Below are 13,192 nucleotides of genomic sequence, written 5' to 3'. Positions count from 1 at the left end.
CCAAAAAGGCCTTGCTGATCACTGCCTGCTTTTTGCTACCCATCGGCTTACTGGCATTTTTGTTTTTCAGCGTCTCCATTGCAGAGCGCAATTTCACGGTCAGTGAAACCCAAGGGGTGAGCTATCTGCGTACCTTGATGCCGGTTATCCGTGCAGCCCAGGACCTGCGCGCCATCCTGGATCGGGTTCAAGCGGGTATAAAGATTGACAAAAGCACGATGGAGGAAGCGTCTGCCAAACTGAAATCCAGCATGGAAGTCATGACCCTGGTCGATGCAACTCTTGGGGCCAGACTGAACACTGGTAAGTTTTTTCAATCCTTGCAACAAGGCGTGCAGACTCAATTGGATACCCAAAATCAAACAGAAACTTCAGGTTCTGCGCCTGCCGTGGTTGCCGCACTAAAACTGGCCAGTTTTGTTGGCAACAGTTCCAACCTCATCCTAGATCCCGAAGTGGCCTCGTTTCACCTGGCGCGAGCCGGGGTTCTGGAAGCCGTGGAATTGATCATTGCTACCTCACAAACCCGTCGGTTGGCCACAGAACTCATCTCGCTACGCGAAGAAAGTCGCCTTTTGTTGCTGGCAGACCGTCTGGCAAGACTCAAAGTTGGCTCAGACCGAATTGCTTCAGCTTTTGCAGAAGCGTATGACTACGATGCATCACTTCAAGCAGCGGTGAACTCCGAAGCTACTCTCAAAAGTCTTAAAGAATTCATCAATACCACCCATGACAATGTGATTTTGGAAAAAGATGTCCTTGATGCCACGATGTACTACCAGGATGCCAATGCACGACTAGAAGAGTTATATGGTCTGGTTGACCGCACTCTTGGAACTATTGATTCTTTGCTACAAAAGCGTTTGCAGCGTATTGAGCGAGCGTTGCTGTGGTCCACTGTGGCATTGGGTCTGAGCTTGCTACTGTCCGCCTACCTTTTTTACAGCTTTTTCCTGGTCACCCACAGCGGGCTGCATCTTGTGCGCCGACATCTACAGGATATTGCCCGAGGCGACCTGCGTCATGCACCCACAGCGCCAGACAGTAGCGAAGACGAGACCGATCAAGTCTTGCAGTCTCTCAGCGACATGCATACAGTACTGTCGCGCTTTCAGTCTGAGCAGCTTGAAATGGCCAAGCGGCAGGATGCCGGTATCGTGGAACACATCATACCGGTGGCAGAGTTGCCCGGTGAATACGCTGCCATGGCTCAGGCCATCAACGACTTGACCGGTGCGCAGAACAAGGTCACATTTCAATTGGTTGATCTGATTCAACAATACGCAGAGGGCAATTTCTCTTGTGCAATGCCCATGCTGCCGGGCCAGAAACACCGTATCACTGAAGTGGCAAACGCTGCGCGTGAAAAACTACAGGCCGCCGCTGGGGCTGCGATTGCCAATCTTCGCGTGGTCAATGCGCTGAACAAGGCCAGTACCAACGTCATGATTGCCGATGCCCATCACGTTATTTTGTTCATGAACGATGCCATGAAAAACATGATGCAGCGCAACGAAACCACATTGCAAAAAATCTTTCCGCAGTTTGATTCGAACAAACTGATTGGTCAAAGCATTGACCTATTTCACAAAAACCTGGAGCACCAACACACGTTGCTGGAGAACCTGCAAGGTACCCACCGAACCCAGATTCAAATTGGTCCACTGTACTTTGCACTGGCCGTCAGCCCGATTCTGGATGAATGCAGGCAACGTATTGGCACTGTGGTGGAATGGTACGACCGCACCCAGGATGTAGCTGTGGAGAGCGAACTCGCTGCTGCCGTCCAAGCCTCGGCAGAAGGCAATTTTTCGCAGCGCATTGGCCTGGAAGGAAAGACGGGCATTTATGCCACCCTCGCCAGCAGCATGAATGAGCTAATGCAAACCAGTGAAGTGGGTTTGAGCGACGTGGCCACCATGCTTGAAGCCTTTGCCCGTGGCGACCTCCACTTCCGTCTTGAACGCGACTACCAGGGGCTGTTTGGCAAACTCAAGGATGCCGGCAATCAAACCGCCGAACAGTTGGGGCGTGTTATTGGTGAAGTGCATGTCGCCGCAGACGCGCTAAGCAATGCGGCTAACCAAGTCAGCGCCACTGCGCAATCCTTGTCCCATGCAGCCAGTGAACAGGCATCCAATGTGGAGCAAACCAGCTCCTTGATTGAGCAGATCAGTGCGTCCATCACGCAAAACACCGACAGTGCCTGCGTTACGGACAGCGAAGCCACCAAGGCCGCACGCGAAGCTGGTGACGGTGGCGTAGCAGTGACGCAAACTGTGCAGGCCATGAAACAAATTGCCACAAAAATTGGCATCGTGGATGATATTGCCTACCAAACCAACCTGCTCGCACTCAACGCTGCCATTGAAGCCGCACGCGCTGGAGAACATGGGCGCGGCTTTGCCGTGGTGGCCACTGAAGTTCGCAAACTGGCCGAACGCAGCCAGGATGCTGCACGCGAAATTGGTGAATTGGCTGCCAATAGCGTTTCTACAGCAGAACGCGCAGGCAAACTGCTTGATGAAATCGTCCCATCCATCCGCAAAACCAGCCAACTGGTGCAAGAGATTGCGGCAGCCAGCGCAGAGCAAAGCGAGTCTGCGGTTCGGATTAGTGAATCCATGGGTCAGCTCAACAAGACTACGCAGCAAAATGCTGCTACCTCTGAAGAATTGGCAGCCACGGCTGACGGGTTATCGGATCAGGCCGCTCAACTGCAACGCGCCATTGCGTTTTTTGATGCCCACGACCCAACCCACATACCAGCCCACACACAGAACAAAAAACTTCCGCATCCCCTTCCCATGCGCAGCTTGCACGCGCTGGCTACCCCCTCCAAACACACGAATTTCAGCCCCTACTCACTGCCTTGACTAGGAAAGTCATGGCAGTTTCCCGCCCCCCCAGCCCCTATCCCGCTGGGCAAGGGGAGCGTGGAGAAGCCGCGTCGCGGCTTGCACAGTAACAGGGGCATTGCACTCCATCAGCGAGCCACTGCTGTCTTGTTGTCCAGGAATCCATGTTTACGAAAAATGGCCTGGCCTTCTTCACTGGCAGCAAGCTGCATGAACTTGCGGGCAAGTTCGGGGTTTTTGCTGCTTTTCAGCAAGTTCAGCAACAAAGCCTGTGGCTTGGCAACTTTGGGGCTTAGGTCCACCACATCTAGCTTGGTCGCGAGATCGCCAAAAAACACGCTGGCGCGCCAAGATAGGGTCACATCACCTTCCCCTTTCTTCATGGCATTCATCAAGCTGCGCGAATCCGATGCCAAAAAAGAACTGGATTTGACCACCTCGGCATAAATGCCCAAGCTATCAAGCACTTCCTGGGATTCTTTCCCCACGCTGCCTGATTCAGCATTCCCCAAAATCACCTTCAAATCCTTGCGTAGCATTTCTCTGGGGTCTGCCTTGACATTTTTTGGGTTTCCCTTTTGCACCACCAAAGCCAACTGGTTGTAGCCCACATTGACAAACTCGTCGAGCAATCCTTCTTTGATGTGCTTGTCGCGAAAAGAGGGTTCACCAGGCAAATACCAGTCGCCCTGACCACTCTTTTTTGCAGATTGATATAAATCTTCAGAGCCACCTTGCGATACCAAAATCCGAACACCCTCACGCTTGGTAAACAGCTTGGTAATTTCAGTCATAGGCTTGACCATCGTAATTCCGCAATACAGCAGCATCCCGGCCTCGCTGTCCTGAGCACGCACTGGCGAAGTCAGTATCAAAATTGCCGCTACACACAACCCAAAAAATTTTGTCAACATGGTAATTACCTCTATAAAAAGAACAAACATGCATGGAACCAGGCTTGGCCCACCCCTGCAATTTTACTTTAGCATTGGCTGAATCTGGTTTTCCGGGCGCACTGTGCTAGGTGCGATGATATTGCCATAACTTTTTGAGAAGTTACGAAGTTATCGCAATTGATCTTGATCATCTTTGCGCCACCAGCCCATCCACATCCTTGAACTTGCCGTACATCGCCGGGCTGTCACCCACCGCCAAAGCCTTGAAGTGGGCGGTGCCACATTGGATCTTGCCGCCTTCCCGGTCACGCAAATCGTCCTCGAACAAGCTGCTTTTGGTTTCCACCACAAAGTACAGGCGTTCTTGCCCATCACGCTCCACCAGCACGGCCCAGTCAGGGTTGTAGCTGCCCAAGGGCGTTGGCACCTTGAACCAGCCAGGCAGCTTGGCATAGACCTTGATCGCTTCGTTGCGCTCCAGCGCCTCGGCAAAGTCACGTTCGATGGTTGAGTCAACCACCACGTGCTCGTACACCGACTTTTGCGTGTCCTGCACCAGGTTTTTCAGGTAGCCGGTCAGCTCTTCCGTCTCGAACAGTTCCTGTGCATAGAAGTGCGCGTCACCCAGCCGCTGGTACTTGATTCCATCCACCAACGCCAGCCGTTTGCACCGGTTGATGGCATCGGCAGCCAACTCGATGAACTGCTGGGGGTTGCGCTGGAAATCGTTCAGCCGGTGGCTTTCGGTCAGGATGTGGGCAATCGTCTTGCGGGTGAGTTGGGTGCGGTCTTGCAACTCCGTCAGCACGTCGGGCAGTTCCATGTCGCCCTCGTACAAAGCAATCGGCTCTGACACGGCCACTAGCGAGGCATCCACCCCGGCCTTGCCAATCGTCATGCCCGCCTTCTGCCACTGCAACCGTGTTTTGGACACGGGCGGTGCATCGTTCAGGGCCTGAATGCAGCGCCCGATCAACTGCGCATTGTCAAACTGCACCCGGTACGTAGTTTTGTGCTTGATGCGGTCCCACAATGCTTGGAAGTCCGGGCTGAGCAACACCGACTTCCGCACGGCGATGTGCTCGCGGTCATCGGCATTCTTGACTTCCAGCTTGCCCGACAGTTTCTTGAGCACGCCCATGATCTGCAACCGCTGGGCCTCGAATTCCGCTGGCAGCGCCAAGGTTCCATCCTTCAGCGCCGCTTTCAGCGTGTCTTGCACTTTGCCCTTGTCGTTGATGTAGCCCTGCTTTTGCAGATGGTTCCAAAGGGCCTTGGACGCATCGAAGCCCAGGGGCACTACGTCACCGCCACTTTGCACCACACCGATGCCAGCAAATTCGTGTGCTTGCACCACGCCAAACTGAATGCCGGTGTCCTTTTCCAAGTCTTTTTGCAGGTTGTCAGCAAACTGCTCATAGCTTTCCGTGGCAATCACCGTCAGCGTGTTGACTTCAAAGCCGCGCAGCCGCTCCCCCTTCTGGTTCACACACAAACGCAAGCCCCGGCCAATCGTCTGCCGCCGCCACCGCTCCGATTCGCGGGTGGAAAAGTTGCAAATCTGGAAGACGTTGGGGTTGTCCCAGCCCTCCTTCAGTGCCGAATGCGAGAAGATGAACTTCAGGGGCGATTCCAAGCTCAGCAGCTTTTCCTTGTCGCGCATGATGAGGTGGTAGGTGTCATCGTCTGCCGCCGTGCTACCGCTGGTGTCCTTGACCATCTCCACCGTCTTGCCACCGATCTTCTTTTTGTCGATAGAGAAGTAGCCGTTGTGTACCTCATGGGCGGCCATGCGCAGGTCCACCTCAGCAAACAGGCTTTGGTAGTCGGGGTGACGCGCCCAGCGTTGGTATTCGTCCTCGAACATCAGGGCGTATTCCCCTTTGATCGGGTTGCCCTGATCGTCGTACTGCCGGTACTTCGCCACTTCGTCGATGAAGAACAGGCTCAGCACCTTCACCCCCAACGGGCGCAGGCGTTTTTCCTTGTCCAGGTGCTCCTTGATCGTGCGGCGGATCATTTCGCGCTGCACGGCTTTGGCATCCACGTCGCCCCAAGCTTCGCCTACGCGCAAATACACCTCGGAACCAGGCACTTTCAGTTCCAGGAACTGGTTGCCTTTGGCGGTGCGTATTTCCCCCACACGAATGTTGGCGTACAGCGGACGGCCTGTCTCCTGTTCCAGGTCAAAACCGTCTTGCACCGTGATGGCATCCCGACGCACCGCACCGGCTGCGTTTTCACGGTCCACCTCAATGTTGGCGGTAATCACGCCACGCTTGCTGTACACAGCCAGCAGCTTCACAAAAGGCTTGTTGTGGCCCCCTTGCACCGTGGCCGCCGCCACCTCGATCTGCTTGACCAGCCGCTGTTCGTAGGCATCCACGGCATCCAGCCGATACACCATGTTGTGCTTGTCCACGTGCGTCGCCGAGTAACGCAGGGTGCAAAGCGGCGACATGTGCGCCAATGCTTTCTTGCCTTTTCCGTCGATACCACCGTCCACACTCTGTGGTTCGTCCACGATCAAGATGGGCCGGGTACCGCGAATCAAGTCAATCGGGCGCTCACCACCCGTTTTTTCGCTGGCACGGTACATCTTGTTTTGGGACTTTTCCCGGCGTTTGGTCTCGTCAGCCTCTTCCGCCTGGGCGGCGGCTTCGTCGCCAAACTTGTTGATGGCACCGACCGTGATGACCATGATCTGGATGTTCGGGCTGGTGGCAAAGTTGCGCACTTGGCCAAGCTTGTCCGAGTCGTACTGGAAAAACTCATACCCCTTGGCACCCGGGTACAGCCCCTCAAAATGCTCACGGGTGATCTGCAGGGTCTTGTTCACCCCCTCTTTGATGGCAACCGACGGCACCACCACGACGAACTTGGTGAAGCCGTACCGCTGGTACAACTCGAAAACGGTTCGCAGGTAGACGTAGGTTTTGCCGGTTCCGGTTTCCATTTCCACCGTGAAGTCCAGTGGCTGCGTGGCGTTCAAGGGGGCGGAAGGCGGCAGGCCATTGCGAAGCTGCACCTGCTGTAGGTTGGCATGCAGCTCTTCGTCAACGAGGAGTTGCAAGGCGTTGCCAATACCGCCGCTTTCGGTGAACTGCTTGCCTTCAAAGCTCTGCTGGGTGCCACCGGGGACTTGGGCTATGACGGTGAACACCGAGCGGCAGACCTCCTGGCCCCGAAACAAGGCACACACCGATTCAATAGCTTCGAGCTGGTACGGCAGGTCGGATTCAAAGTGCAGTTTCATGAATCCATCCCTTCTCAGCCAGCACTTGCAGTGCAATGCCAATTTGTCGCGGAGAGAACTGACGCTTGTGGTCGTTCCAGGCGTAGGTCTTGGCAACCACATCTTCATGGGTATGCACTTCCGAATCATGTTGGGCAATCCAATGCACAGTTGCCAGCAGTTCCAAACCAAAGGCGGTCTCGAAGCCTTCAACCAGTGCATCTACCCGTTCAAAACGACCACGTGTGTCGGGGTGCGACTCCAAAAAGGCGTTGGCATCTTCCACGGCACCCGGCACCAAGGTCAGGGGCTTGTCAGGCGCGTCGCCGCCGTCGGCGTAACCGGAAAGCAAGTGTCCTTCCACGGTGCGAAGCACATGCCGCAAGTTTTCAGCATAGGGGCCATAGGGGCCTTTGATGTATTGCAGACGCAATGGCTCACCGGCCACTTGTATGAAATACATCAGCTTGTGTACTTCCAGCAGGGAGATCGTGGGGTCCAGCAGCCCCTGGATGTACCGGCTGACCAGCTTTACCAAAGCGGCACGCCCCGGTGTCATGGTGGGCGCTTTGCGGCTGTGGTGCATTTTGTCGGCCTGCGGTGCGCCTTTCGGTTCATAAATGCGAACGGACAAGTCTGCCAACGGGGTCAAGTGCTTTTCAATCACCGAACGCACTTCGTTCCAGTTCAAGCCTCCCAAACCACTGCCCAGGGGTGGAATAGCAATCGAACGGATGCCACGGGCCTGAATCTCCGCAACCAGCGCGGCCAAACCGGACTCAATGTCTTCCATCCGGCTATTACCGCGCCAATGGCGCTTGGTAGGAAAGTTGACGATGAAGCGAGGGTTGGTCAGTTGCCCCGTTTCAAAAACGAACATGCAGCCAGGCTGCACTGCATTGCGAATGCAAGCGGCTGTATATGCCTTGAAATTGTCAGGCCAGGCATTCTTGAATTGCAATGCAATACCGCGCCCCATCACCCCCACGCAATTCACTGTGTTGACAAGGGCCTCGGCTTCATCTTTCAATATGTCACCGCTCGTGATTTCGATCATGGCGATACCCTCTTTAGTAGTACCAATCCGTCTTGATTTCGACGGTTGGTTTGTGTTCCTGCTTGTGCAAGGTATGCTGCACTTTCCCATATATGGCTTGGTTGGCTACACCAATGCGTTGGACCAGGCACCATGGGAAAAATTCCTCCACCAAAAACTCACTTTGTTTCTCTTCCTTGCATAGCTTCCAATTTGTGGCATGTACGGCATCCCAATTCACTTCGTGAAGTTTGGCCAAGTCCGCTCTGTCTTCAAAATACCTTGACCCGCCGTTGGACAAAGTAAATGCCCAGCGGCGGTCATTGGTCTTGGCCCACGCCACCGTCTCGTACAAGTCAGCCTGCAAGTGAATGATCGGGTCTTGCCCACCCTTGTAGGCCAATTCGGCACTTTGGACATGCATCAGATACAGCATGACCGAGCGCGGGCAGAAGTAAAACGGAACGCACTGCCCTACAAACAAATTTGGGTGACTGTCCAACCTCAACTCCGTCAAACGTCGTTGCTTGATGTTGCTCATGCCGACCACAGTCCCAGGTAACCCCAATTCCACCACCTTTGCGTCAGAAAAAAGTCCATCGCTTTGCAGTATCGACGGCAGCTTGTTCACATGGCAGATGTGGTAAATCTTTGGTTGAGCAGGCGTAGGCATGGTTACAGGCTCCGCACCTGCTTGATGTCGTGCTGTTTCACACCTGAAGCCAGCAAAGCAATGCCCATACCGCCGCTTTCTGTAAAGTGCTTGCCTTCCAAGCTCTGCTGGCTACCATCGCCCAGTGCTTGCGCCGTGACGATGAACACCGAGCGGCAGACCTCCTGGCCCCGAAACAGGGCACACACCGATTCGATGGCTTCGAGCTGGTACGGCAGGTCGGATTCAAAGTGCAGTTTCATTCGTCGGTGTCCAGTTGCTGAGCGTTTCGCCGTTGGGCATCTTCCAAGGCATCTCGTTCACGTTCGATTTCCTGGCGCAATTCCTCTTCCGATGGCAAGACCAAGCGGTATTTGGTAGCGAAAAGCTGCTCGCTTTCATGCAGTACGGAGTAGCGGACAACCGATTTGTCTTTGTGCTCGCACAGCAGAATGCCCACGGTCGGGTTATCGTCCGGCCCACGCTTCAGGTCGTCATACATCCGCACATACATGTCCATTTGCCCGATGTCCTGGTGCGTGAGTTTGTCGGTTTTCAGGTCGATCAGAACAAAGCACTTGAGCAGGTAGTTGTAGAAAACCAAGTCAACATAAAAGTCTTGAGATTCGGTGCTGATGCGCTGCTGCCGTGCAACAAAGGCGAACCCTTTGCCCAACTCCAGAAGGAACCCTTGCAATTTGTCCATTAAGGCTTGCTCTAACCGGGACTCCAGCAATTTGCCTGTACCGGGTAAGCCAAGGAACTCCAGCATGACCGGATCACGCACAAATTCACGGGGTGTCTGCGGCAAGGCAGCAACGTTGCTGTCGGCCTCTTCCTTGACCCCCACCTGGTCACCGCTGAGCAGCAGACGCTCGAAATACATCGTGCCAATCTGCCTGTCCAAGGCGCGGGCACTCCAGTTCTGTTCGGCGGCCTCTTTGGCATACCAGTTCCTCGCCTTGCCATCACCGACGCGCAACAGGGTTCGATAGTGGGTCCAACTCAATTCGGTACGCACTGCGTCCCAAATTGGAAAGGCTTGGTAAAACGCCCGCATGTGGCGCAAATTGCGCTCATCAAAGCCCTTGCCAAACTCACGCGCCAAAGCATCCGACAGACGTGGCAGCAGCTTCTTGCCGTAAGCGGCACGTGCCTCCCCACCCTGCTCAAACTCGACAATGTGACGACCAATATCCCAGCAGGTTTGCACCTGCACCATGTCCACAGCGCGCAATGCTTGGTGACGGCCTTGTCGGATCAAGCCACGCAAGGCATCCAGCAGGCCCGTCAGTGGCACGGGGTTGATTTGTGGCTCATCCATGCTCACAGGCTCCGCACTGGCATCACATCCGCTCCTTGCCGTCTTTCGCAGGCCGTGCTGCCATCATGGCCTCAATGAGGCGCCGTTCGCGTGCCAGTTCGGCCTGCAGCTCAGCCTCGCTGGGCAAGTGGAGCACGTACTTGGAAGCAAACAATTGCTGGCTGTCATGCAGCACTGAATAACGCGCCACGACTTCGTCGCGCTCGGTACAAAGAATCAGGCCCACTGTGGGGTTGTCGCCGTCACTACGTTTGAGGTCGTCAAACATACGCACGTACATATCCATCTGCCCAACGTCCTGATGCGTCAGCTTGCCCATCTTCAGGTCGATCAGCACAAAACACTTGAGCAGGTAGTTGTAGAAAACCAGGTCAATGTAGAAATGCTGGTGTTCGGTGCCGATGCGCTGCTGCCTGGCAACAAACGCAAACCCCCCTCAGGTGCTCCTGTGCGTCCAAGGCCTGTGGCAGTTCAAGCAACGCGGATGCGCTGTCCGGCCAGGGAAATTCGTCACGAGGCTCGTGACGAATCACGGGCTGGCGATGCGCATAGTTCTGATAGAACAACCTGAAATACTTCAGATTGGTCACAGAAAACCCCCGCCCATACCGGGCTGACAGGGATTGCGACAGCGCATCGAGCAGTTGCCGACCGTACTCGGCCCGATCCTCCCCACCTTGCAGTGCCTGAACAATCTCACGCCCAATCAGCCAGTAAGCCACCACCATATTGCTGTTGACCGCACGGACCACATTGCCACGTGCCGCGTCCAGAATGCCCATCACACGGTCCATCAACTCACCCGTATTGGGGGGCGTGATGATGGCATCAGCCACCGGGGCAATTTTTTTCCGACTCGCCATGCTCACAGGCTCCGCACCTGCTTGATGCCGTGCTGTTCGAGGATCGCGGCCAGGTTGCTTTTGGCAACGTCGTTCTCAAAGGCGCTGTCGCGGAACACTGCCGTGGTGTCACCCACCGTTCCCTGTTCCTCTCGCCAGGCGACCATGCCCAGCGCGAGGGCTTCCACTTCTGATGCCTTGATGGTTTCATCTAGGCAAGCCAGCAGCACACCCGCACCGACGCTGTTGACCTGTTTGCCCGCGATTTCGCGCTTCTCGATGGGAACGCAGAGGTCCAGGCCCAGCTTGAGCAGGATTTCGTAAAGAACGTCGTCGCTGGTACGGCTTGGTTCCAGGTGTTCGAGGTGTTCAAACAGGGAGGATTTCAGATCGTTGGTTTTGGGGTTCCAGGGGCGGATATTGGAGGTGTCGAGTTTGAATACCCGGACTCCTGCGTCACCATTCCAGTCAGGTTTTTCCGCTTTAATCGCATTTCCCGCCTTACGAAGCCTTTCCTTGGTTAGCTCAGCAATATTCAATGGCTTGCCAATGTCTTCACAGTATTTAGCTGCGACCTTCTGTTGTTTGTCTTTGGGGTCAAGCGGTTCTGGGAGTTGGACAAGGATGTAACGTCGGTTGCCATCGTCCTGACTATTCAAACGCATTACTGCCTCGCCAGTCGTTCCACTACCGGCAAAGAAATCCAGCACGACTGCATTGGGGTCGTCAGAAGTTGTGTATCGAACCAGTTTGGCAATTTCGTCCAAGTCCTTCGGGTTGTTGAAGACCTTCTTTCCGAACAGGGTACGGAGATATTTCACAGAAACTTGCGACTGTTTGTAGAAATAGCTTCCACGCACTTGTGTTGCCAGTTCCTCCTCATCCTCGTCATTAGGAATTTCTTCGTCAAGATCATCCTCTTGCTCATTAAATTCAACTTCCAAAGGAATTGGCCTGATGTGAGATTTTCTGAGTGGGGGCTGAGTGTGATCCGCACGAAATTCAATAATGCCTGCATCAATTCGACGCTTCATTTCCTCCCAAGTTGAAAAAACCCAACCTCGTTCAGGAACCTTGCATGGTTGAGCAGTTATAGGATGAAGAACGTCATAGGTTGGTCCACCACCTCCAGGCCAAGAAATGTTGTCATCTCGCCATGGACCATATGAATCCACTCGTTTGTACCTGCTCCATTTTTTTGAAGGATGCTTTTTCGGTAGCGCTGAAAACCATACCTGTAGTTCGTTTTCAATTTTTTTGTCGTCTTTTCCATGTGTGGCACGAAGCTCCAAGTAATAGTCCCAGATTTCACGTGCACCAGGCTTTTCCTCACGCCACATGGTGCCCTTCTCTCGCAAAAAAATTTGGGATTTTGCATAGACGAGAATGTACTCGTGTCCATTGGAAAAGAATTTCGCATCATTTTTGCGACCTTTCTCCCATGTAAGACAGGACAGAAAGTTCTCTTCACCAAAAACTTCATCCATCACTGAGCGGAGATTGGTGATCTCATGTTCGTCTATGCTGACCAGTATTACGCCATCAGCAGTGAGTAGCGTCCGTGCCAATTTCAGGCGCGGATAAATCATATTCAACCAGTCGGTGTGAAACCGTCCACTGGCCTCGGTGTTCTTGAGGGATGCCAATGAACTGATCCGCTCACCGTCCTTATCACGCCACCCCATCAACTGCTGGTAATTTTCAATGTTGTTCTTAAAGTCATCGGAATAAACGAAATCTTTGCCCGTGTTGTAAGGCGGGTCGATGTAGATCACGCGGACTTGTCCACCGTCTCTGCCGTAACTCTTTTGCAGCAGTTTCAGCACTTCGAGGTTGTCGCCCTCGATCATCAGGTTTTGCGTTGTGTCCCAGTCAACGCTTTCCTCCAGGCAGGGCCGCAGAGTGCCAGTGCTCGGTGTCAGGGCAATTTGCCGCGCCTTGCGTTTGCCATGCCAATTCAAGCCATACTTTTCATCCCCATCAAAGGCGGTGGCATCCCCCACCAGTGACTTCAACACGTCCACATTGATGGCGGCCCCATTGCCGGTTTCCGTCAAGAGTTCGGGAAACATGGCCCTCAGCTTAGCGATGTTGTTGGCCACGAGGTCGGCAGATTGCGCTTCGGGGCTGTTGGGTTCAATTTTTTGCATGACGTTGACGGCTTATTCTTTGACAACTAATGTGTCGCGTTGATACCGGCGGGACTGGTGCCCATTTGGCACGACCTGGTGACTATTCGCGGGGGACTGGTGACTATTGGGCGTTACCTGGTGACTATTTGCTGGAAGCTGGTGTGTATTTGGCGCTACCTGGTGCGGATTCGATGCGACCTGGTGTGTATTGTGGTTG

The 13,192-nt window shown here is 54.2% G+C and carries 10 protein-coding genes; 1 reads left to right on the top strand and 9 read right to left on the bottom strand.

Translation table 11 applies throughout. The features are described 5' to 3' along the window. Positions 1-11: 11 nt before the first annotated feature. Positions 12-2,876: a methyl-accepting chemotaxis protein gene (locus CENROD_RS12665; RefSeq protein WP_187292298.1), complete on the top strand. Its 2,865-nt coding sequence runs from the start codon at positions 12-14 to the stop codon at positions 2,874-2,876. A gap of 110 nt (positions 2,877-2,986) precedes the next feature. Here CENROD_RS12665 and modA read toward each other — a convergent pair whose 3' ends face one another. The 9 genes from modA to CENROD_RS10040 all read right to left on the bottom strand — a co-directional run bounded on the left by modA (position 2,987) and on the right by CENROD_RS10040 (position 12,993). Next, positions 2,987-3,772 carry a molybdate ABC transporter substrate-binding protein gene (modA, locus tag CENROD_RS10075; protein ID WP_022775672.1) on the bottom strand — a complete coding sequence of 262 codons (786 nt, stop codon included), beginning with the start codon at positions 3,770-3,772 and terminating at the stop codon, positions 2,987-2,989. A 169-nt stretch (positions 3,773-3,941) separates the two neighbouring features. Further along, complete coding sequence (locus CENROD_RS10070) at positions 3,942-7,010, bottom strand: type III restriction-modification system endonuclease (RefSeq protein WP_022775668.1); 3,069 nt, start codon at positions 7,008-7,010, stop codon at positions 3,942-3,944. After that, a complete protein-coding gene (gene darG, locus CENROD_RS10065) occupies positions 6,994-8,046 on the bottom strand; it encodes a type II toxin-antitoxin system antitoxin DNA ADP-ribosyl glycohydrolase DarG (RefSeq protein WP_022775665.1) in 1,053 nt (350 codons plus the stop codon). Before darG ends, CENROD_RS10070 begins: the two co-directional genes overlap by 17 nt. A gap of 13 nt (positions 8,047-8,059) precedes the next feature. Continuing rightward, positions 8,060-8,698 (bottom strand): type II toxin-antitoxin system toxin DNA ADP-ribosyl transferase DarT, encoded by a 639-nt coding sequence (darT, locus tag CENROD_RS10060; RefSeq protein WP_022775662.1) that lies wholly within the window; start codon positions 8,696-8,698, stop codon positions 8,060-8,062. 2 nt (positions 8,699-8,700) lie between these two features. After that, positions 8,701-8,940, bottom strand: coding sequence for a hypothetical protein (locus CENROD_RS12660; RefSeq protein ID WP_022775661.1), 240 nt, complete (start codon positions 8,938-8,940; stop codon positions 8,701-8,703). After that, positions 8,937-10,001, bottom strand: coding sequence for a PDDEXK nuclease domain-containing protein (locus tag CENROD_RS10050; protein WP_022775658.1), 1,065 nt, complete (start codon positions 9,999-10,001; stop codon positions 8,937-8,939). Before CENROD_RS10050 ends, CENROD_RS12660 begins: the two co-directional genes overlap by 4 nt. A 22-nt stretch (positions 10,002-10,023) precedes the next feature. After that, on the bottom strand, positions 10,024-10,377 hold the full coding sequence (locus tag CENROD_RS12655; protein ID WP_238551856.1) for a PDDEXK nuclease domain-containing protein: 354 nt from the start codon (positions 10,375-10,377) through the stop codon (positions 10,024-10,026). Then, positions 10,373-10,864 carry a DUF1016 N-terminal domain-containing protein gene (locus tag CENROD_RS12650; RefSeq protein WP_051360367.1) on the bottom strand — a complete coding sequence of 164 codons (492 nt, stop codon included), beginning with the start codon at positions 10,862-10,864 and terminating at the stop codon, positions 10,373-10,375. Before CENROD_RS12650 ends, CENROD_RS12655 begins: the two co-directional genes overlap by 5 nt. 2 nt (positions 10,865-10,866) lie before the next feature. Continuing rightward, positions 10,867-12,993 carry a site-specific DNA-methyltransferase gene (locus CENROD_RS10040; RefSeq protein WP_022775654.1) on the bottom strand — a complete coding sequence of 709 codons (2,127 nt, stop codon included), beginning with the start codon at positions 12,991-12,993 and terminating at the stop codon, positions 10,867-10,869. Positions 12,994-13,192 lie beyond the last annotated feature (199 nt).

It is taken from the genome of Candidatus Symbiobacter mobilis CR, assembly GCF_000477435.1.
Lineage (GTDB): Bacteria > Pseudomonadota > Gammaproteobacteria > Burkholderiales > Burkholderiaceae_C > Rhodoferax > Rhodoferax mobilis.
The sequence above is the reverse complement of the archived record's forward strand: the minus strand, read 5'-3'. Positions and strand labels throughout refer to the sequence as shown.

Bases quoted from the DNA above. Each gene is read 5' to 3' on its own strand.
- modA (WP_022775672.1), bottom strand. From the start codon at position 3,772: ATGTTGACAAAATTTTTTGGGTTGTGTGTAGCGGCAATTTTGATACTG.
- CENROD_RS10070 (WP_022775668.1), bottom strand. From the start codon at position 7,010: ATGAAACTGCACTTTGAATCCGACCTGCCGTACCAGCTCGAAGCTATT.
- darG (WP_022775665.1), bottom strand. From the start codon at position 8,046: ATGATCGAAATCACGAGCGGTGACATATTGAAAGATGAAGCCGAGGCC.
- darT (WP_022775662.1), bottom strand. From the start codon at position 8,698: ATGCCTACGCCTGCTCAACCAAAGATTTACCACATCTGCCATGTGAAC.
- CENROD_RS12660 (WP_022775661.1), bottom strand. From the start codon at position 8,940: ATGAAACTGCACTTTGAATCCGACCTGCCGTACCAGCTCGAAGCCATC.
- CENROD_RS10050 (WP_022775658.1), bottom strand. From the start codon at position 10,001: ATGGATGAGCCACAAATCAACCCCGTGCCACTGACGGGCCTGCTGGAT.
- CENROD_RS12650 (WP_051360367.1), bottom strand. From the start codon at position 10,864: ATGGCGAGTCGGAAAAAAATTGCCCCGGTGGCTGATGCCATCATCACG.
- CENROD_RS10040 (WP_022775654.1), bottom strand. From the start codon at position 12,993: ATGCAAAAAATTGAACCCAACAGCCCCGAAGCGCAATCTGCCGACCTC.